Origin of the sequence: uncultured Metabacillus sp., from assembly GCF_947503125.1 — a bacterium.
GTDB lineage: Bacteria > Bacillota > Bacilli > Bacillales > Bacillaceae > Metabacillus.
In genome coordinates this window covers 147370-168554 of sequence record NZ_CANNCR010000006.1, presented here as the reverse complement: position 1 = coordinate 168554, position 21185 = coordinate 147370, and the positions used below count along the sequence as shown (strand labels likewise).

The following is a 21185-nucleotide window of genomic DNA, read 5'->3' as shown; positions in this document are numbered from 1 at the left end:
CGATCCATTCGAAGTAGTACATCTACCTGTCAAAAAGAAGGTTTCCCAATCATGCACTACTTCATTTTATAGAATAATACTTACAATAATTGCTGATAAGACACTTACAAGCGTTGCGCCATACAATAAACGAAGGCCAAATCGAGCAACAACATTTCCTTGTTTTTCGCTTAACCCCTTTACTGCACCTGATATAATACCGATAGACGAGAAGTTAGCAAATGATACTAAGAATACGGATACAATTCCCAACGTTCTTTCACTAAATTGCGAGGCCATATCCGCTAAACTCATCATCGCAACAAATTCGTTTGTCACTAGTTTTGTTGCCATAATGCCTCCTGCTGACACGACCTCCGACGCTGGTATGCCCATAATAAATGCCAGCGGGGCAAACACATAGCCAAGTAATTGCTGAAATGTAAGGCCGAACATCATGTCAAATACATTATCAATTGCAGCCATTAATGCAACGAAACCAAGCAGCATAGCTCCTACGATTATTGCCACTTTAAATCCGTCTAAAATATATTCTCCCAACATTTCAAAGAAAGATTGTTTTTCTTCTTCCACTTCTAAAAAATCTTCTTTTGGATTTACCGTATACGGATTAATAATGGACGCAATGATAAATCCTCCAAATAAATTAATGACAATGGCGGTGACCACGTATCTCGGCTCAATCATAGTCATATAAGCACCAACTATGGACATTGACACTGTTGACATTGCTGAAGCACACAGTGTGTAAAGGCGGTTTGCCGGAAGGTGATCCAATTGTTTTTTAACCGTAATAAATACCTCAGATTGTCCAACAATTGCTGAAGCAACTGCATTATAAGATTCTAGTTTTCCCATCCCGTTAATTTTACTGAGTACAAACCCAATCCATCTCATCACGAAAGGCAGGATTTTAACATACTGAAGTATTCCAATTAATACTGAAATAAACACAATTGGAAGTAAAACCGTAAGAAAAAATGGCTGAGATCCTTCATTTGCGATCCCGCCGAAAACAAACTCTACCCCTGAATTTGCGTATTGAAGAAGTTTGTTAAATACATTCGCAATTGTATTAATAATAATAAATCCAAACTTTGTATTTAACAGGAGGGCTGCTAGAAGCAGCTGAATGACAACCATAAAAATCAATGGTTTATATTTAATTTGCTTGCGATTATTACTTGCTATAAAGGCTAACCCAAAAACGATGATTAAACCTAAGATTCCCAATAAATATTTCATAATCTCCTCCAAATAGTTAATATTATTATTTTTGTAAAACTTTCAAAAATAATACCCTAGCAGCAGCTCATTGATCACTTTGATAAGAAAAGTGCATGGCCTGTGCTTCGGAGCTAGACATAAAAACTAAGTACAAAAAATCGCCGTTTCAGTTAGCGAAAATGATTTATCGAGCAGACTAGCTTCCATTAAGCAAACCTACACTAATTTCTTTTGTAATCGGACGTCTGACTTCTATTCTCAACACCTCACGAAATAATTGGTCATTCTATTGATATATATATTTCAGATGTAAGATGTCTAACAACAATTGTAATTATACTTCATTGAATATGTAAACCCTTTCTCCCTTTTTGTTTAAATGGAAAATTTGGGGTAAAGTTAACAAACATAACCTTCATCTATTTCCAGTAGCACTTTGCCTAAAACAATAGTAGAATGAGGCAAGATACTGTTTTTACTCTTGGAGGGTTTAGAAAAAATGAGTCTACTTTCAATCGATAATCTCAGCCATAGCTTTGGTGATCGCACTTTATTTAAAGATGTTTCGCTTCGCCTATTAGCAGGTGAACGCGTCGGTCTTGTTGGTGCGAATGGTGTTGGGAAATCTACTTTAATGAACATTATTACAGGGCAGCTTATTTACGACACAGGCCGTGTCGAATGGACTCCAGGAGTTCGTTATGGCTACCTTGATCAACATACGGTTTTAACAAAGGGAAAAACAATTCGCGATATTTTAAACGATGCCTTTTTACCGCTTTTTGAGCAGGAGAAGGAATTAAATATGGTAACAGAAAAAATGGCTTCAGCAACACCTGAAGAGCTTGAGGACCTGCTTGAGGAAATGGCAAAAATTCAGGACCGTTTAGATGCAGGCGGCTTTTATTTATTGGATATGAAGGTGGAGGAAACGGCCAGGGGTTTAGGACTTGATGCGATCGGCCTTGATCGTGATGTTTCCGCACTCAGCGGCGGCCAGCGCACAAAGGTTCTACTTGCAAAGCTATTGCTTGAACAGCCTGATGTACTCTTGCTGGATGAGCCGACAAACTATTTAGATGTTGAGCATATTCGTTGGTTGAGCAACTATTTGAAGGAATATCCTTATGCCTTTCTATTAATCTCTCATGATACTGAATTTATGAATAGTGTCTCCAATGTCATCTTTCATTTAGAATTTTCTAAGCTGACGCGCTATACGGCAACCTATGAAAAATTCCTTGAGCTTGCAGAGATTAATAAAAACCAGCATCTGCAAGCCTATGAAAAACAGAAGGAATTTATTAAAAAGCAAGAGGATTTTATTGCTAAAAACAAAGCGCGCTACTCTACTACTGGACGTGCGAAGAGCCGACAAAAACAATTAGATCGACTTGAGCGAATTGACCGTCCGGAAACAGCGATTAAACCAACATTTGAATTTAAGGAATCAAGAGGCAGCAGCCGTTATGTGTTTGAAGCAAAGGATCTGGAAATTGGCTATGACCGACCACTGTTGCCTAAGCTTACGATGACAATTGAGCGCGGTGATAAGATTGCCATTGTCGGCTGCAACGGAATAGGAAAATCAACACTGCTAAAGACGATTCTTGGTAAAATTGAGCCAATAGGCGGAACAACCAATCGCGGTGATTTCCTGTATCCAGCATATTTTGAACAAGAGGTGAAAGCCGAAGCGATTACCCCGATCGATGATGTATGGAATGCCTTTCCACATCTTGATCAGCACCAGGTTAGAGCACTTCTAGCACGCTGCGGCTTAAAAAATGAACATATTTCCCGTCCGCTCACACAATTAAGCGGCGGCGAGCAAGCAAAGGTTCGCCTATGCAAATTGCTAATGAATGAAAGCAACTGGCTGTTATTTGACGAGCCGACAAACCACCTTGATGTTGTTGCAAAAGAAGAGCTAAAACGCGCAATCAAAGCCTATAAAGGAACAGTTGTCCTTGTCTGCCATGAACCTGATTTTTATGAGGATTGGGTAACAAAGGTTTGGGATATTGAGGAATGGGCGGAGAAGCAATAGGTTTTTCTAAACACAAGAAACGCTTGGATACTAATAATCTCCAAGCGTTTTGCTTTTCTGTATTATAAACCCCTACGCATTTATCCTTTCCAAAGCACGGGCAAGGGATGATGTTGTTGTTATATCTTCAAAATCCAATCCAAGCTGGATCGCTGTTTGCGCAATCTCCGGTCTTATGCCAGATAAAATAGATTTTACACCAAGAAGCTTTAATGCACTAATTAAATGGAAAATTTCATGGGCTACCATCGTATCAATAATGGCAACACCTGATAAATCGATACAAAGCTGCTCGATTCTTCTCTCAGCACATTGGGTTAACGTATTCTCTAAAATTAATTTCGCCCTCGCTGTATCAATATCGCCTATTAAAGGTAATAAGGCCGTGTTATTTTCGAGGGAAATAATCGGCGAGCTTAATTCATTGATCATTTGTTTTTGTGCTTCCAGCTGTTTTATTGTGTTTTTATGCGCTTCATCAATGTATATGTATATCGATAAATTCACGACTCTTCCGACAATTTCAATCCAATGAAGCAATTGATCCACGCTAATTTTATCCGTATTTTCTTGATAGAATTTTTTAATATAGGATAGATAAACATCCTTCGTATTATTAAATTCTCTGACAACATAATGGACAGGTGTCGTTAAATGCTTTTGGTCTCTGGCAAGCTCTTCGGACCATTTTTTAAATTCACTGAAAAAATGGGATTCTTCTTCAATAAAAAGCGTATGCAGGTGAAGAAAGTAATCCTGATTTTGTTCCTTTAAGGTTTGAATAATTTTAGGATCATGACTGGAATAAATGGATTCAGGGTCTTGATCATCAACCTTTTGATACCAGTCTTCTGACATTTGCCAAGAATTCTCTACTAAAAATTGATATAAATCACGGTTTCGATGCATGTATTGTCTCTCTCCCAAAACGTATTGTTTATTTTACAAGTGAATGTTTGAATGCGTAAATAACTGCTTGAGTTCGGTCCTGAACCTCAAGCTTGCTCAAGATGTTACTAACATGTGTTTTTGCTGTTTTTAAAGCAATAAACAATTCATCAGCTATTTCTTGATTTGTTTTGCCCTCTGCCATCAACATTAAAATTTCCATTTCCCTTGCTGTTAATTGTTCATGAGGGTGGGTTACATCCTTTTGCCGCATTTTCATCATCATTTTACCGGTTACCTCCGGCTCTAGAATCGATTGTCCATGATAGGTAGCACGAATTGCCCCTGCTATTTCGCTTGCCTTTGATGTTTTTAATAAGTAACTCGTTGCACCTGCCTCTAGTGCCGGATATACTTTCTCATCATCTAAAAAGCTTGTGACAATAATGATTTTCGCATCAGGCCATGCTTCAATGATTTGCCTTGTTGCTTCAATTCCGTCCATTTCCTTCATCACTAAATCCATTAATATAACGTCTGGGCGAAGATCCAGGCAAAGCTCCACACCCTTTTTGCCATTATCCGCTTCTCCAATGACCTCGATGTCCGGCTGAGCAGATAAATAGGCAGAAACCCCAATACGCACCATTTCATGGTCATCTACAAAAACGACTTTAATCATGTTCATCATCCTTACTTAAAAGTACAGGAACCTTTACCTCAAGACGGGTTCCCTTATTCTTTAAGCTCACAATCTTCAACGTGCCGCCAATTTCAACCGCCCTTTCATGCATATTTTGCAATCCGTAGGAACCAGTTTTTTCTTCCTCCACTTCAAAGCCCACACCATTGTCAGAAACACGCATAATCACAAAATCATCGCGCTTGATTAATAGGACATCAAGACTTGTTGCTTTTGCATGGCGCAGGGTGTTTGATACAGATTCCTGAAGAATCCGAAATAAATGATCCTCAACCCCTTTATCAAGAGGAATCGGCTCCACCTTCCATTTAATATTCATTGAAACCTTTTGCATTAATTCTACCAAAAGCTCTTGAACTCCTTCTTGAAGAGATTTCCCGTTTAATGCAGCTGGTCGCAAATGCAAAAGCAATGCCCTCATTTCAAGCTGTGATTGGTGAATGGTTTCTTCAATTAATTTCAGCTGCTTTGTCTCCCTGTCGTCTGATAATGGTCTTGACTCCGTAATCGCCGACATCATCATCGAGGCTGCAAAAAGCTGCTGACTGACTGAGTCATGAAGCTCGCGCGCTAAGCGATTTCTTTCCTGTGAAATCATCTCCTGGATTCTTTTTTCTTGATCCTCCGCTTTCTCATTTGCCAGCTTTTGCGATAGCTTTGTTTGCTCTAGCATATGCTTTTGAATGCTGTCAATTTTAACCCAAATTTCGTGGATCTCAGGAATGGCCGCCTGCGGTTCATCTGGAACCGGACGGCCCTTTTCCACTTCTCTTACAGCGGTTTCAACCATATGAAACTGCTTTTTCCAAAGGTATCCCGAAAATCCTCCGTAACAAACGCCTAGTAAAATGCTTAAACTAGGAACAATGTAAATAAAGGGTAAATCCATGACCGTCCTCACCCAAAGTGAACTCCAGCTTTCCAAAGGATAAGCAATAAAGAACAACACCGAAAGGAGAAGGAATAGGACAAGCGAAAAAATCGCACCAATAAGAATTTGCCGCTGCATGATGGTCATACCCGCTTCACCTCAAGCTTCCCTGTAATCATCGAGGTGATAAGCTTTACTTTCTGTTCGGCTTGTTCATATTCAGCTGTTTCATAAACCATTAGCTCATTAATGACTCTTTCCTCTTGATCTTGTAATATCGTTACAGTTCCAGCCAAAATAGAATGGTTAACATGAACGCCAACCTCATAAGGAACGAGAATTTGCACATTTCCAATCAAGCTTCTAATGGAAATAATCGCCTCGCTATTCGGTAATACGGTATCACTTAAATCGATAACTGTATTCCCTACTCCAACCTGAATATTGACATCATCCCATTCATATACATGTTCCGGTGATTTTTGACTGCCAAAGAATTTATTATCAAATATCTTTTGTCGCTTTATAAAACGGTCAGACCTTGTTTCAGATTCAGACCCATCATCTACAATGATCGGCTTAATTTGCTTAGGCTGCTTCTGCGATTGGAAAAATTGAACGATAAGATACAGAAGAACAACACAGAGAAAGTAACGAAAGGTGATCATATTTAACACCGTTACAATGAGCCAGATCCAACCGATCCAAAAGAAGATCTTGCCCATCATTCGCGGCTTCCACTTCTTCCCTAAATAAATACAGCCAATCGATAAAACAAATGTAATAATTAGACCGCCATTAAAAAACGAAACCTCTAACAGAAGAAGGAGAATTCCAATTAAAAGAATCCAGTTTACATAATCTGATTTCATATTTTTCAACATAAGATGTCTCCTCCTTCCATTAAAACTAAAGCGTTAGCAGCTTGGTAAGCCATATGCAAATAAGACGCTTCATAATAGAAAGAAAGAAATTTCTCTTCAATTATGAAACCTCCTATAATGGTTAAGAAATGCGCAAGGCGCTTAGCATTCGGCGACAAGCATAAGGCGAATTGGAATAGAAGGTGTTCTTTACCTTCAATTCCTATTTGACTAGACCCAAGAGCCGATGGCGCCTGGAGCTAGACACTAAAACTAAGTACAAAAAGTTATACTTTAAACTTTAAATAAGGCGCAGAAACCTACGCCTTATTAGGATACCATATTTTTTATGATGAAATAGAAGCGGTTTGCTCATTTTCTAGCTGCTTTTCAAGCTGGGCAATGCGGGCATCAATCGTATTGCGGTGATAGGCAGAATTCACTTGATGCTCTAAGCGATCAAGATAGCTTTCCATTTCTTCAAATCTGGAGAATGCCTTTGTCGAATAGCTATTGTTCTCAACCACTTTATTCATGCGATGGTGCGCGCGGGCGATATTTTCTCTGCCCATTAGCTCCATTCTCTTAAGATGCATATCCTTTAGCTTATGCTTCATTTCAGCATACTTTTGTTCTAACTCTTCAAGCTGGCGATTTGTTTGCTCGCCTGACTCTTTTAAGCGTGCGATTCGCTCCTCATAATATGTTTGCTCTTTAACAGCAAATTCATAAAGCTCTGTTTCCCCTGCTTTCGAAGCAATTTCAGCTTGATATTTACGCTTTTCAGCTAAATTCACAGCCTCCTTATACTCACGGCGAAACTCTTCTTTTAATAAATATTGACGCTCTACCAGTTGACGAACCTTTTCCGTTTCATTCTCACATTGTCTTAAATAATGATTAAGTACTGAAATTGGATTTTTTTGTTCCTTTTGGTCCAAAGCTTCATGTAAATCAGCTGCAATCGTATCTTTTATTCTTGTAAATAGATTAGCCATTATATTCTCTCCTTTAATGTTGATATTGAACTCTTTATTTCCTTGCCAAATTGGCAAACCCGCCAATTGGTTACTAAGTGAATTAGTAATTCCCTTTTAATTCATTCCACTCTTTTTCAAAATTCGTGAATGGATCATCATCTTCGACAAGTTTTGCTTTCGCTGGTTTTTTCCAGTTTTTATAGACCACATATAAAACATACACGGCAACAAATCCTAAAATAGCTGGCAGATTTGAAGCAGATGCGAACAATGCAATAACGCCAATGATCGCTAATACAACTTTATTGAAGGTTGAGTTTGTTTTAATAAAGCCTTTGTATGCAAAGTACATAATTATAAGGCTAATCGCTAAAGCAATCATTGGGGCAAGATTTGACAGCAACACAATCACTGCCACCCCGCCTAAAAGTAAGTAACCAAATTTCTTCATGTCTTTTTCCTCCTTTCAACAATGTGTTCGTTTCTATGTCTCTATCTTATCTACTTTTCATTATCCCTATAACGAGCGCAGGCTTTATTTTCATCTAAGCCTTGAGACGTAGTGCTTCATATATGTGGAATTTCCTTTTTCAACCAGACCTTTTTAGCATTTAGGTTTTTTTTAGGTGAATTTGGTGAAAATTAGATGTATAAAGTGATTGCTTTAAAGGAGGGTCTTGATATGACCAATGAATTTCCTCAGGGAAAAATGCCATATGACGTAGAACCATTTTGGAGAAAGTCAGCAACGCTTCCTAGCTTTCCCCCTCTAAAAATTGATACTGAGGTAGATGTTGCTATTGTAGGGGGCGGAATAACAGGTATTACTACCGCCTATTTATTAACGAAGCAAGGATTTAAGGTTGCTGTTATCGAAGCCAGCCAGGTGCTTAACGGTACAACGGGGCATACAACGGCAAAGGTCACTGCCCAGCATGGACTGATCTATGATGAACTTATTCAGCATATGGGTGAAGAAAGAGCAAAGCAATATTATGACGCGAATGAAGATGCGCTGCAATTTGTTCGTCAAACGATTCAAGAGTTGAAAATTGACTGTGATTTAACAGAAGAGGACGCCTATATGTATGCGGTAAGTGATGAGTATGAGCGTAAAATTACGAAGGAATACAATGCATATCAAAGGCTCGGCATCCCAAGTGAATTTAAAAAGGACATTCCATTACCAATTGATAGTAAGGGTGTTCTGGTCATGAAAAACCAAGGGCAATTCCACCCGTTAAAATATTTAACAGGCCTTGTAAATGAAATCACAAACGCTGGCGGGGAAATCTATGAGCAAACAACAGCGATTAATATTGATGAAAATACGCCAAAGCCAATGATTATTACCCGTGAAGGCCGCCGTATTACTTGCAAGTATGCGATCTCCTGCTCACATTTCCCATTTTTTGATGGGAAAGGATTTTATTTTACGAAACTACATGCTGAACGCTCCTATGTATTAGGTGTATTAACGAAGCACGATTTCCCCGGAGGCATATACTATAGCGCGGATTCACCTGCCCGTTCCTTACGATATACGCCAATGGACGGGAAAAAGCTTGTATTAATTAGTGGTGATGGTCATAAAACAGGCCAAGGGACATCAACACATAAGCACTATAAAGCCCTTGAAGAATTCGGGGAGTCTGTATTAGGTATTGAGGAAATCAAATATCGCTGGTCTGCACAAGATCTTTATACCCTTGATAAAGTGCCGTATGTTGGAGCCATTACCTCCAATAAGCCAAATATCCTCGTTGCAACAGGCTACCGAAAATGGGGAATGTCAAATTCAACGGCTGCTGCCAAATTACTTACCGATCTTGTATTAGAAAGGGAAAATCCGTACAAAGATTTATATGATCCTTCCCGTTTTTATGCCGATCCGAGCATCAAAAAATTCCTTATGCAGAATTTAGATGTAGCCGGTCATTTAATCGAAGGGAAAATTGATATAGCAGACAAACGGATTGAAGATATAGGAAATGATGAAGGATCTGTCGTGGTCGTAAACGGCAAACGTGCCGGCTGTTATAAAGACGCAGATGGAAATATCAACTTAGTTGACACAACCTGTACCCATATGGGCTGTGAGGTTGAATGGAACAGCGGTGACCGTACTTGGGACTGCCCATGCCACGGCTCAAGATTTTCTTTACAAGGTGATGTCATTGAAGGACCTGCTAAGAAACCATTGAAAAAAGTTGATTTGAATTAAATACGTTACAAATAAAAGAGGGACATCTGGAACTGTCTCTCTTGTTGTTTATTTTTAACAATGAAAATAGACTCCTCACTTATCATGTTAATCCCTAATCTGGATAAACTAAAACCAACATTGTTAATAAGGAGTTGATTCAACATGAACAAGCCAAATCAAACTAAACAATCTGTGAATTCCCACAAAGGGAAGATTTACCAAAGAAAATCCGAAGCACTCTCTGAGTACAACATTAACTTGCCCGAGCAACCAGTACCCCAGCCAAAGGATTATGAGGATATCGAATATTAACAATATGTACAATGGATGATGACATTCATTATGGCCATTATTAAAAGTGATTCTTTTAATTTGTCTGGTAACAGTTAGGAAATTCTACCAGCAAAAAGGCTGAATCAATAAGATTTACCCTTTTCATTGACGAGCATCTATTGATTACAGCCTTATTCTTTATCCATTTGTTACGACTAAATCAGTCTTTTTTTCTAACGCTTCCTCAAAAGGTCGATCGTTATGGCTACTATAGATTCCAGGATTAAGCCCATTATTTGCAGCCGCCAGCCATGCCGGTTTACTTAAACAAGTGATATTGATTGTTGGATCAATTGACTGATTCGAAATACCATATAGTGCCGCTTGCTTCATAAATGTATGAACTGCATCGCTTGTTGGAAAAACAATCGATGTAATCGACGCATCCTCAATTGACCTTCGAATGATGGCTTCATACTTCTCATCAATTGACGTTTGATACACACCTGCATAATCATGTTCACCATATTTCTCAAGCTTCCACCTTTGTTCACTATTTTCGTTTGCACCAATGATCAATAAGCTTCCGTCATGATCCATCTCTTCTACAAAGCTTGCGAATAGTCCGAAGTTTTCCAGCAGAGCAATGGATGATGGCTGTTTAACAAACAGTTTTGCGTGTAGTTGACGAATGTCGATTCTGTACTTCCTTAAAAGGCTGAAAAAATGGGTCACTGCCTCTGTAGTAGTGAACAGCATTCGTTTATAGGTTACCAGCTTTTTTCTAATCGTGATCTCCAAGGTTCCTTCATCGATTTTCCACTTAGGAAATTCAATGACATCAGCACCTTGATCAGCAAACCCATTTGCCATGCTTTCCTCTTCAGCACTTCCACTAACATAAAGGATTTGCTGTCCAAATAACGGTTTTTTCTCAAACCATTTGCCTTTTTCTCTTGTTGCTACAATATCACCGACTAAGGTAATCGCCGGGTTTTCAATGTTTTCCTCCCTGACCTTTTCCACAATGGTAGAAAGCGTACCTACGACACTTTTCTGCCTGCTCCATGTCCCCCAGCGAATCACGATGACCGGTGTATCCGCCGCTTTTCCGTGACGAATTAGGTTGTCACAAATATGCTCTAAGTTGGATACTCCCATATAAAAGGCAATCGTTTTGACACCTCTTGCAAGTCCTTCCCAATCGATATCAGGCTTACCGTTCTTTGACTTATCGTGTGCCGTGACCATCGCAAATGATCCTGCGAAATCTCGATGTGTAACAGGAATACCTGCATAAAGAGGAGCAGCAATACCTGAGGTGATCCCAGGTACAATTTCATAGGGTATTTGTTTATCCGCAAGAGCCTCAGCTTCTTCACCAACTCTGCCAAAAACACTAGGATCTCCGCCCTTCAGTCTGACAACTGTATAGCCGGCCAACGCTTTTTCAATTAGTGTATTATTGATTTCATCCTGCCTCATAAAGTGGCGATTAGGAAGCTTGCCGCAATAAATAAGTTCACAATTTGTTGGTGCATATTCAAGGAGATTTGGGTTCACTAAACGATCGTACAGGATTACATCCGCTTGTTTAATGGCCTTGATTCCCTTTAGGGTAATTAGCTCACGATCCCCTGGACCAGCACCAACTAAATATACCTTTCCTTTTCCCATTTTCTTCTTCCTCCCTTAGCTTCTTTTTCCTTTTTAAAGTAAGGGAAGTGCGCTCTCTCTATATGCATAGCGATTCTATGCTAACCTTACTTTTTGTTTTAGGCTGTATTCATAAACTTTGTTGCTTTTAGGATAAAGTTATCATTTCAAAATAATTGTGCCTCTTGAAGAGAGAGGTTAGAGATGAAATTTGAAGCAATCGGATAATCACCGATTGCCTCATTTCAACATTCTAATCTATTTAAAATGCAACAATATTTTAGAAAAAAGCCACTTATATTATGCTGATCAAATTAAGAGAAAAACTTCTCCCTCTTCAATAATCGTTTCATAGGTTTTGACACAGCCAAAATCCGGCTCTTGGACCTTTCCATCCTCAAGGCAAATTTTCCAGTCATGCATCGGACAGAATACATGCTCACCGCTAACGATTCCTTCACTTAATACTCCGCCTTTATGAGGGCATTTATTTTCAATGGCTTTAATCGTACCATTTGAAAGCTTAAAGACAGCCACTTCTTTGTCCTTTTCCAGTTGAACGGTTTTCCCGACACGCTCTGGCAGTTCCAAAAAGGGACCAACATACACCTTCGTTTTTGTCATTTCCTTCATGTCCAACTTCCTCCCTCTTTACAAAATATTCTGTTATTTGTTGCTATACGTTGTTAAAAGAACTGCTTATTGTTTTCGTTCAAACAATTAAATGCCAACCGTTTCAAATAGTTCTTTTGTGGTCTTCTTATCTTCAATAATTTCTTTCCATGGATCTCTGTATACAGATAATGTTTCATCCATCCGTGCATTTAACTCCTGACGCTTGTTTTTGTCATCAAGCACTGATCTTACATGGTCTAAGCCAACACGTTCGACCCATGCCGATGTACGCTCTAAATAATTTGCCGTTTCACGGTAATATTGGAGGTAAGCACCTGTAATCTCCATTGCTTCATCATCTGTTTTTACTTTGTATAACAAGTCGCCTCCGCGAACATGGGTACCGCCATTTCCGCCAATGTAGATTTCCCATCCGCCATCGATTCCGATAAACCCAATATCTTTAAAGCCTGACTCAGCACAGCTTCTCGGACATGCCGATACAGCCATTTTTACTTTATGAGGAGTTTGCAAGCCTTCAAATTTCTTCTCTAGTCTGATCCCTAAGCCCATAGAATCTTGTGTACCGAAGCGGCAGAATGTTTCACCAACACATGTTTTGACTGTCCGCAGCGATTTTCCATACGCATAACCAGAATTCATATCTAGATCCTCCCATACCTTTGGAAGATCATCCTTTTTCACGCCAAATAGGTCAATACGCTGTCCGCCCGTTACTTTTACTAAAGGAATTTCATATTTGTCCACAACATCTGCAATTTTGCGCAATTCTTCTGCATTTGTCACACCGCCGTACATTCTTGGTACAACTGAGTATGTTCCATCCTTCTGAATATTTGCGTGCATACGCTCATTGACAAAACGTGATTCTCTTTCATCCTGATATTTCGTCGGATTCACCATGCCTAAATAATAGTTTAAAGCTGGTCGACATTTTGAGCAGCCTTCTGCTGTTCCCCAATCTAGGACATTCATTACTTCTCTAACATGTGTTAAGCCTTTCGCTTTAATTTCTTCGACTACTTCATCTCTAGAAAGTGTTGTACAACCGCAAATCGCTTCTTTCTGCGAGGAAGCATCGAATTCAGATCCAAGTGTCAGCTGAAGAACATCTGCCACTAAAGGTTTACAGCCACCACATGAACGGGAAGCACTTGTGCAAGCCTTAATGGCATCAACTGATGTACAGCCCTTCTCTTGAATCGCTTGAACAATGGCACCTTTTGAGACCCCATTACAACCGCAGATAATTTCATCCGCACTCATTGAAGCAACAAGGCTCTCCCCTGTTTCGCCGCCGATTGGCTGGAGAATGCTGACCTTTTCTGTATCTGAAATATCCGCTTCCTTTTTAATCATAGAGAAAAGGCGATTTCCTTCTTTACTGTCTCCGAATAAAACAGCCCCAACGATTTTGTTTCCTCTTAAGACAATCTTTTTATAGATACCATCCTGCTCATCAAAGATTTTCAGCGATTTTTTGTCATCGCCTTCCATAAAATCACCAGCTGAGAATACTTCCACACCTGAAACCTTTAATTGCGTAGATAATACAGATCCTTTATACCCCTCTGTTTCTTTTCCGCAGATGTGGGATGCCAGTACCTTTGCTTGCTCATATAATGGAGCGACAAGGCCATATGGAATGCCATTATGTTCAGCACATTCACCAACAGAATAAACATGCGGCAGATCTGTTTGCAGATAATCATTAACGACAATCCCTCTATTTACTGCGATACCGCTATTCTTAGCTAGCTCGATATTCGGCTTAATACCTACAGCCATTACCACTAAGTCTGCTTCAAGATGGGTGCCATCCTTAAACTTTAATCCCTCAACACGATCTTCTCCATAAATCTCTACTGTTGCTTTTTCTAATAAAAATTTCATCCCTTGATTTTCAAGCTCTTTTTGCAAAAGTCTTCCTGCTGTTTCATCAAGCTGGCGTTCCATTAATGTTGGTGCTAAATGAACAACATTAACATCCATTCCTAAATTTAATAGGCCGCGGGCTGCTTCTAATCCAAGCAAGCCTCCACCAATAACGGCAGCCTTTTTATATTTTTTAGATGCTTCAAGCATAATGTCAGTGTCCTTAATATCACGGAAAGCTGTAACACCTTCTTTATCAGCACCTGGAATCGGAAGGATAAAGGGTACAGATCCCGTTGCGATAATTAGTTCATCATATGGTAAAATTCGGCCTTTATCGGACTCAACCACCATCTTATCCGGATTGATTTTTGTGACGGTTTCTCCCGTATAAAGCGTTATATTATTTTCTTCATACCAATCCCAGTCATTTAACGTGATATCCTTTACCTCGGTGTCACCCTGCAGCACCTTCGATAATAGGATTCGATTATAGTTTGGATGCGGCTCACTCCCAAAGATTGTTATTTCAAATAAGTCGTTTGAAATCTTTAGGATTTCTTCGATTGCTCTTACGCCGGCCATTCCGTTTCCTATTAAAACAAGCTTCTTTTTTTCCACCTGATTTTCCTCCCCTTGGAAAGTTTCTTCTACTATAGCACGGTAAAATTAATTATTTTACATACATGTTAGGTTTTCTAACATGGTTTTATTTTCTAACTTATAGGCTCCCTAAACTTACCTAGTGTAAAAAAGAGGCACGATTCGCACCTCGAAAACTAGCAATCTATTTGTATTCAGCCTATTAAACAGGTTTTATTTTAACAGCACTTACTTTAAATCCAGGCATGCGGCAATAAGGGTCAAGTTCCTCGCCGACTAGTAAGTTAACATTTTGGCTATCCGCCCAGTGGAATGGTACAAAAACGGTATCTTGTCTGATTTTTTCCGACCATCTGCTTCTAACAACAATGCTGCCTCTCTTTGAAGAAACCATTACTAAACGATGATTCTCAATGTTATATTTCCTAGCAGTCTCTGGATGGATCTCAAGATAGGACTCAAAATTCCTTGCTGCCAAAGCCGCACTCTTTCTCGTTTGCACTCCTGTTAAATAATGTGACATCACTCTGCCCGTTGTTAAATAGAGCGGATACTCTTCATTTGGTTTTTCCTTTGGCACTTCTGGAGTATTTGGGACAGCAATCATTTTCGCTTTCCCATCCGGGTGGGCAAATGATTGTTCAAATAATCGTTCTGTTCCTTTATGCTCCAGATCTGGACACGGCCAAAGAATTCCTTGTTCTTTTCTAATTCGCTCATAGGTAATGCCATAATAATCAGCGATTCCGCCCCGGCTTGCGATTCTTAATTCATTAAAGATGTCCTCAGCCTTTGTATAGGAAAAATACTTCTCTTTCCCAAGTGCTTTTGCAATTTCACAAAGGATTTGCCAATCATGTTTTACTTCTCCTGGACAAGGACGACTAGCTTCCCTAAGGGTAACTCTGCCTTCAAGATTGGTCATGGTTCCTTCATCCTCAAGATAAGAAGATGCCGGCAAAATGAGATCTGCTAATTTGGCCGTTTCTGATACAAACAAATCGACAGCGACTAAGAACTTGAGCTTTTTTAACGCCGCTTTTACAAAGTTTGCATTTGGATTGGATACAACTGGATTTGAACACATGAGAAACATTCCCGTAATTTCGCCTTCTTCAATTTTTTTGAACATCTCAAATGCGGAAACACCTTTTCCAGGCAGCTCATCCTTATCCACACCCCATACTTTGGCAATATAGGCGCGATGCTCTTCATTCTCGATTAATCTGTAGCCCGGCAGCTGATCAGCTTTTTGCCCGTGCTCACGGGCACCTTGCCCATTTCCTTGCCCAGTAATGGCACCATAACCAGAGTACGGCTTACCAATTTTGCCTGTAGAGATAAGAATATTCAGTAAATTCCTCACAGCAGTGGTTCCGTCTATTTGCTGTTCTACTCCCCTTGCTGTAAAAATCATCCCAGATTCTTCACTGGCAAATTTAGTGGCTGCAAGCCGAATATGCTCCACAGAGACACCAGTCATCTCAGAAATTTCCTCTAGTGATAAAGATGTGACATACTCTTTAACATCTTCAAATCCTGTTGCTCTTTCATTAATGAACGCTACATCATGGAGATTTTCCTCAATAATCACCTTTAGCATTCCATTTGCCAAGGCTGCATCCATTCCTGGCTTGACCTTTAAATGCAAATCAGCAATCTCAGTTGTGCCTGTTTCACGAGGGTCAATCGCAATAATATAGGCTCCGTTTTCCTTCGCTTTCTCAAAATATGGCATAATCGTCGGCTGACATTCTGCGATATTTGTGCCAGCTAAAATAATCACTCTTGTATGCGGCACCTCTGATAGCGCATTGGTTAAGCCGCGGTCTAAGCCAAAGGTTTGGTTTGCTGCAGTTGCTGCAGCGGACATGCATAGGCGGCCATTATAATCGATATAACGTGTTTTTAGTGCTACCCTGGCAAACTTGCCTAGTAAATACGCTTCTTCATTTGTAATAGAAGCACTGCCGTATACCGATAAAGCATTTAAGCCATCCTCAGCTTGAATCCTCGTAAACTGTTCTTTTATATGTGCAATGGCTTGTTCCCACGAAATCCTCACAAACTCGCCATTCACCTTTAATAATGGGTGCAAAATCCGATCCTGATGGAAGGGATGCTGATGGGCATTCAGACCTTTTATACATAGCCTTCCTTCTGATGTAGGATTGTCTTTGCCCACTGTCGTGTACTTTTTCCTTGTCACAACCGACTGCTCAATTAATTGCATTTTGCATTGCATACTACAAAACGGACATTGCGTATCATACACCTTTTCTGATTGAACCTCTTGCTGCTTTGTCCGGAAGTATTTCAATAATAATTCGGTCAAGACAATTCCCCCCTTACTCTCGAAATCTATATTAATTCATCATTTCAAAATGGTCTTCTGTGCATATGGAAGCAATTCCGCTTCCATTCTGCTTATGAGCTGATCCCGCAAGTGTACTTCAAATAAAACTTCTCTTATATGAATTAGACCGACTCTCTCGATCCAATCACTAATTTGTTCAAGATAATTGGCCGTTTCCCGGTAATATTGAACAAAACCGCAAATCAATGTTTTTGCTTCTTCCGAGTCACCCGCCACCGTAAATAATTCTCCTTTTTTCAAGGCAGGACTTTGGCTTCCGCCTACGTAAATCTCCCAGCCCCGCTTATCACCGATGATGCTGATATCCTTTGTGATCATTTCTGTCTCTCTATGCTTACAAGCTGATACACCTAATACAACGCGATGAGGTGTCAGCAAAAATTCCATGTCCTTTTCCAGTTCAATCGCGAGTTGCAAGGCTTGCTCCTTATGACAATGGCAAACAGGGTCACCAAAAAACGTGTTTACATGCTGGATCGTATTGCCATGTGTAGGACTCATTCGTACATTCAATTCTGAACACACAGCTTGAACATATTCTTTTTTGATTCCCTTTAATTGGATCTTTTGTTCAGGGGTAATCCCCACATCTGTTATTTGGTATTTTTTCATAATACTAGAAATCTGGTTAAGCTCCGCAGCATTTAATAACGCTCCATACATTTGTGGAATGATCGAATAAGTACCATCCTTTTGCAGCTGAGCCCCTGCACTTCCATTCATATAGAATGGTTCATTCAAACCTTCATTATCTGGATAAATCATCGCTAAATAATAATTGATGGCAGGAACACAGCTTGAACAGCCGTCCCTTTCTTTCCAGTTAAGCTCTAAAAATACCTCCCGGAGTGACTTAAGGTTTCGTTGCTGTATCTGTACGACAACCTCGTCCTCCGTTAATGCAGTACAACCGCATAAGGACTTTTTCTCAATTACCTCATCACATTCATCGCTGTGAATATAGGCAAGCAGATTCGTTACCAGCGGCTTACATCCGCCGCAGGACCCTGAAGCTTTTGTACATTGCTTCACTTGTTCAACCGTTGTTAAACCCTTCTGCTGAACAGCCTCGATAATCGCTCCTTTTGAAACTCCGTTGCAATTACAAACAATTTCGCTTACCTTCATCGCCTTTACATGTGAGGTGTTATTACCAGCTGAATGGAGAAGATTGCGTTTCTCATCGTCGTTTACATGCTTTCTTTTCACGATCATGTCTAGTAGTTTGGATTGATCTGCCGTCTCCCCAAATAACACTGCACCGACAATGATATCTCCGCGAAAAACCATTTTTTTATAAACCTCTTCCATTTCATTGAGCATCGTTAACGATTTCGTTGCTGTATCTTCACCAAATTCCCCAACAGAAAACAGATCGATTCCCGGTACCTTTAAGCTTGTTGATAAAACAGAACCCTTATATCCTTCTACTTCCAGATCACATATATGCTTAGCAAGCACCTGCCCTTGCTCATACAACGGTTTGACCAAGCCATAGATCACACCTTTATGCTCTACACATTCACCGACAGCATATATATTTGGATAATCTGTCTGCATGAAATCATTGACGATAATTCCCCGATTTGTCTGTATTCCGCTGCTTTTTGCAAGCGAGATATTCGGAATGACACCAACTGCCATGACAACAAAATCTGCCTCTATATCAGTCCTATCTGTAAAATAGAGTCTTTCGACTTTATTATCACCAGCAATTTCTTTCGTGACCTTCCCTAGAAGGAACTCAATTCCTTGCTGTTCCAATTTCCTTTGCAGCATTCTCGATGATGTTTCATCAAGCTGGCGCTGCATCAAATAATCCATATTGTGAATGACCGTTACATCGACTCCTAAATTCAACAAACCCCTCGCTGCCTCAAGCCCCAGCACACCGCCGCCAATCACAACAGCTTTTTTATGTTGCTTTGAGGTGTTTATAATGGTTTTGCAATCCTCTATCGTCCGAAAGTTGATGACCCCTTCCTTTTCAACGCCAGGGATTGGCAGCATAAAAGGCAATGACCCTGTTGCTATGATCAGCAGGTCAAATGGTACAATCCGGTCTTGATCTGTTAAGATCACATTGTTATCAGGATCAATTTTGATCGCCGTCTCACCGGAATAGAGCGTGATGTTGTTTTGCTCATACCAATCCTGCCCATTAATCGTAATATCCTCAATTGATGCCTCACCCTGCAAAACCGATGATAGCAAGATTCGGTTATAGTTCAGGTGCGGCTCACTCCCTATGATTGAAATGTCAAATGCTTCTGAATTATGCTTTATGATTTCTTCGACACAGCGGACACCCGCCATACCATTCCCGATTACAACCAGTTTTCGCTTCATTTAAAACCCTCCAGCATCAATGGTCTGACCTTATCGAATGATTTCATTATTTCATATTCTTTCTACTATTAACTTATTGTTGTCATATTTCCTTACACAGAATATTCTGGAATGAATCCACTTAAAGAACTTCCTTCCCTTAGTGTCATATTAACTAATTTTCCGCGTCATATTTCCTGACAGGTAACTTTTCGATTAAAAATCCACCACTTATAATGTGGCTATGTTCAAAAAACTGAAAATTATAACAAATTTTGTCGTATCGAAAGGAGTAATGGTATGAAACTATCCGATTTAAAAACTAGCGGACACCCGAAGACACTTTTTTCTTCCTTTTTGTATTTTGATGTGAGCTTTATGATTTGGGTTATTCTTGGCGCCCTTGGTGCTTTTATCACCCAGGATTTTGGTTTATCGCCATCACAAAAAGGATTGGTTGTGGCTGTTCCAATCCTTGCAGGGTCTTTCTTTCGAATTGTAATGGGAATCTTAACGGACCGAATGGGACCAAAGAAAACAGCCATTCTAGGCATGATCATTACAACGATTCCGCTTCTATGGGGATTTTTGGCAGGTAATACAATGTCTGAGCTCTTTATGATCGGTATTCTATTAGGGGTTGCCGGAGCAAGCTTTGCTGTCGCTTTACCAATGGCAAGCAGATGGTATCCACCTCATCTTCAAGGTTTAGCCATGGGGATTGCCGGGGCAGGAAACAGCGGTACCTTACTCGCTACTTTATTCGGTCCCCGATTAGCTGAAAATTTTGGCTGGCATGTCACAATGGGAATGGCTCTGATTCCTTTGCTTATCACATTTGTCGTTTTCATCCTACTTGCAAAGGATGCGCCAACACAGCCGGCACCACAGCCGCTGGCCAATTATTTTAAAGTTTTCGCTTATCGCGATACATGGTTTTTCTGTTTGCTTTATAGCGTTACATTTGGGGGATTTGTTGGATTATCGAGCTTTTTGAGCATGTTTTTTGTTGATGAATACAATTTAACCAATGTCCAAGCAGGAGATTTTGTGACACTTTGTGTGGCCGCTGGGAGCTTTTTCAGACCGGTAGGCGGATTTATTTCTGACCGAATTGGCGGTGTAAAAGTTTTATCCTTCTTATTTATCGGTGCAGCGCTATGTATGATTGGTGTTAGTCAGCTGCCGCCATTATTCGCGATAACCGCCCTTTTATTTGTTGGTATGATGTGCCTTGGCATGGGAAATGGCGCTGTTTTCCAATTAGTTCCTCAACGTTTCCAAAAGGAAATTGGAATGGTCACTGGAATCGTAGGTGCTGCCGGCGGTATTGGCGGTTTCTTTTTACCAAATATTTTAGGGACTTTAAAGGAGGTGACTGGTTCTTACGCTTCAGGATTTATTACCTTTGCTGCAATTGCATTAATAGCCTTTGGAATCTTGTTATTAGCAAGTTATTCTTGGAAAAAATCATGGAATTTAAAAAGCGATGCTGTAAAAATTTAAACGTGTATGAGACGCTTCCATCCCTTGGTCGAATAGGCCAAGGGTTTTTTATTTTTATACTTAGTTTTTATGTCTAACTCCAGCGCCTAGCCCCTCATGACCTTGAGGGACTAAGCGCTGGAGCTTTTCTGATGTAGTTTTAT

General features: G+C 40.0%; 15 protein-coding genes. 3 read left to right on the top strand and 12 right to left on the bottom strand.

What is annotated here, in order from left to right; translation table 11 throughout:
- Positions 1 to 66 precede the first annotated feature (66 nt).
- Positions 67 to 1245 carry a nucleoside transporter C-terminal domain-containing protein gene (locus Q1B07_RS07205; RefSeq protein WP_299091217.1) on the bottom strand — a complete coding sequence of 393 codons (1179 nt, stop codon included), beginning with the start codon at positions 1243 to 1245 and terminating at the stop codon, positions 67 to 69.
- A gap of 481 nt (positions 1246 to 1726) precedes the next feature.
- Here Q1B07_RS07205 and Q1B07_RS07200 point away from each other — a divergent pair, with 481 nt between their 5' ends.
- Complete coding sequence (locus Q1B07_RS07200) at positions 1727 to 3277, top strand: ABC-F family ATP-binding cassette domain-containing protein (RefSeq protein ID WP_299091219.1); 1551 nt, start codon at positions 1727 to 1729, stop codon at positions 3275 to 3277.
- Positions 3278 to 3349: 72 nt separating this feature from the next.
- On the opposite strand, the gene Q1B07_RS07195 is transcribed toward Q1B07_RS07200, so the two are convergent.
- The 6 genes from Q1B07_RS07195 to Q1B07_RS07170 form a co-directional block, all read right to left on the bottom strand.
- On the bottom strand, positions 3350 to 4186 hold the full coding sequence (locus Q1B07_RS07195) for an STAS domain-containing protein (RefSeq protein WP_299091222.1): 837 nt from the start codon (positions 4184 to 4186) through the stop codon (positions 3350 to 3352).
- Between the two features lie 28 nt (positions 4187 to 4214).
- Positions 4215 to 4847: a response regulator transcription factor gene (locus Q1B07_RS07190; protein WP_299091224.1), complete on the bottom strand. Its 633-nt coding sequence runs from the start codon at positions 4845 to 4847 to the stop codon at positions 4215 to 4217.
- Positions 4840 to 5886 (bottom strand): sensor histidine kinase, encoded by a 1047-nt coding sequence (locus Q1B07_RS07185; protein WP_299091227.1) that lies wholly within the window; start codon positions 5884 to 5886, stop codon positions 4840 to 4842. The genes Q1B07_RS07190 and Q1B07_RS07185 overlap by 8 nt, the downstream gene beginning before the upstream one ends.
- Positions 5883 to 6623 (bottom strand): cell wall-active antibiotics response protein LiaF, encoded by a 741-nt coding sequence (gene liaF, locus Q1B07_RS07180; protein WP_299091229.1) that lies wholly within the window; start codon positions 6621 to 6623, stop codon positions 5883 to 5885. The genes Q1B07_RS07185 and liaF overlap by 4 nt, the downstream gene beginning before the upstream one ends.
- Positions 6624 to 6949: 326 nt before the next feature.
- On the bottom strand, positions 6950 to 7600 hold the full coding sequence (locus Q1B07_RS07175) for a PspA/IM30 family protein (protein ID WP_299091231.1): 651 nt from the start codon (positions 7598 to 7600) through the stop codon (positions 6950 to 6952).
- Positions 7601 to 7682: 82 nt separating this feature from the next.
- The gene (locus Q1B07_RS07170) at positions 7683 to 8033 is read right to left on the bottom strand and encodes a flagellar basal body rod protein (RefSeq protein ID WP_299091234.1); all 351 of its coding nucleotides are present in this window, start codon (positions 8031 to 8033) and stop codon (positions 7683 to 7685) included.
- A gap of 231 nt (positions 8034 to 8264) precedes the next feature.
- On the opposite strand from Q1B07_RS07170, the gene Q1B07_RS07165 reads away from it, so the two are divergent.
- A complete protein-coding gene (locus Q1B07_RS07165) occupies positions 8265 to 9806 on the top strand; it encodes an FAD-dependent oxidoreductase (RefSeq protein WP_299091236.1) in 1542 nt (513 codons plus the stop codon).
- A 453-nt stretch (positions 9807 to 10259) separates the two neighbouring features.
- Here the strand turns inward: Q1B07_RS07165 and cobA are convergent, their stop codons facing one another.
- The 5 genes from cobA to nirB (Q1B07_RS07140) all read right to left on the bottom strand — a co-directional run bounded on the left by cobA (position 10260) and on the right by nirB (Q1B07_RS07140) (position 19557).
- Positions 10260 to 11738: a uroporphyrinogen-III C-methyltransferase gene (gene cobA / locus Q1B07_RS07160; protein ID WP_299091238.1), complete on the bottom strand. Its 1479-nt coding sequence runs from the start codon at positions 11736 to 11738 to the stop codon at positions 10260 to 10262.
- 288 nt (positions 11739 to 12026) lie between these two features.
- Positions 12027 to 12350, bottom strand: a complete 324-nt coding sequence (gene nirD, locus Q1B07_RS07155) for a nitrite reductase small subunit NirD (RefSeq protein WP_299091240.1) — start codon at positions 12348 to 12350, stop codon at positions 12027 to 12029.
- Positions 12351 to 12437: 87 nt separating this feature from the next.
- Complete coding sequence (nirB, locus tag Q1B07_RS07150) at positions 12438 to 14849, bottom strand: nitrite reductase large subunit NirB (protein WP_299091242.1); 2412 nt, start codon at positions 14847 to 14849, stop codon at positions 12438 to 12440.
- 184 nt (positions 14850 to 15033) lie between these two features.
- Positions 15034 to 17166, bottom strand: coding sequence for a molybdopterin oxidoreductase family protein (locus Q1B07_RS07145; protein WP_299091243.1), 2133 nt, complete (start codon positions 17164 to 17166; stop codon positions 15034 to 15036).
- A gap of 39 nt (positions 17167 to 17205) precedes the next feature.
- Entirely contained in the window at positions 17206 to 19557 is a 2352-nt protein-coding gene (gene nirB / locus Q1B07_RS07140; protein WP_299091244.1) for a nitrite reductase large subunit NirB, read from the bottom strand.
- 279 nt (positions 19558 to 19836) lie between these two features.
- Here nirB (Q1B07_RS07140) and Q1B07_RS07135 point away from each other — a divergent pair, with 279 nt between their 5' ends.
- On the top strand, positions 19837 to 21042 hold the full coding sequence (locus tag Q1B07_RS07135) for a nitrate/nitrite transporter (RefSeq protein WP_299091246.1): 1206 nt from the start codon (positions 19837 to 19839) through the stop codon (positions 21040 to 21042).
- Positions 21043 to 21185: the final 143 nt, after the last annotated feature.

Excerpts from the sequence above, each read along its gene's own strand:
- Q1B07_RS07205 (WP_299091217.1), bottom strand. The coding sequence starts at position 1,245 with ATGAAATATTTATTGGGAATCTTAGGTTTAATCATCGTTTTTGGGTTA.
- Q1B07_RS07200 (WP_299091219.1), top strand. The coding sequence starts at position 1,727 with ATGAGTCTACTTTCAATCGATAATCTCAGCCATAGCTTTGGTGATCGC.
- Q1B07_RS07195 (WP_299091222.1), bottom strand. The coding sequence starts at position 4,186 with ATGCATCGAAACCGTGATTTATATCAATTTTTAGTAGAGAATTCTTGG.
- Q1B07_RS07190 (WP_299091224.1), bottom strand. The coding sequence starts at position 4,847 with ATGATTAAAGTCGTTTTTGTAGATGACCATGAAATGGTGCGTATTGGG.
- Q1B07_RS07185 (WP_299091227.1), bottom strand. The coding sequence starts at position 5,886 with ATGACCATCATGCAGCGGCAAATTCTTATTGGTGCGATTTTTTCGCTT.
- liaF (WP_299091229.1), bottom strand. The coding sequence starts at position 6,623 with ATGTTGAAAAATATGAAATCAGATTATGTAAACTGGATTCTTTTAATT.
- Q1B07_RS07175 (WP_299091231.1), bottom strand. The coding sequence starts at position 7,600 with ATGGCTAATCTATTTACAAGAATAAAAGATACGATTGCAGCTGATTTA.
- Q1B07_RS07170 (WP_299091234.1), bottom strand. The coding sequence starts at position 8,033 with ATGAAGAAATTTGGTTACTTACTTTTAGGCGGGGTGGCAGTGATTGTG.
- Q1B07_RS07165 (WP_299091236.1), top strand. The coding sequence starts at position 8,265 with ATGACCAATGAATTTCCTCAGGGAAAAATGCCATATGACGTAGAACCA.
- cobA (WP_299091238.1), bottom strand. The coding sequence starts at position 11,738 with ATGGGAAAAGGAAAGGTATATTTAGTTGGTGCTGGTCCAGGGGATCGT.
- nirD (WP_299091240.1), bottom strand. The coding sequence starts at position 12,350 with ATGAAGGAAATGACAAAAACGAAGGTGTATGTTGGTCCCTTTTTGGAA.
- nirB (WP_299091244.1), bottom strand. The coding sequence starts at position 19,557 with ATGAAGCGAAAACTGGTTGTAATCGGGAATGGTATGGCGGGTGTCCGC.
- Q1B07_RS07135 (WP_299091246.1), top strand. The coding sequence starts at position 19,837 with ATGAAACTATCCGATTTAAAAACTAGCGGACACCCGAAGACACTTTTT.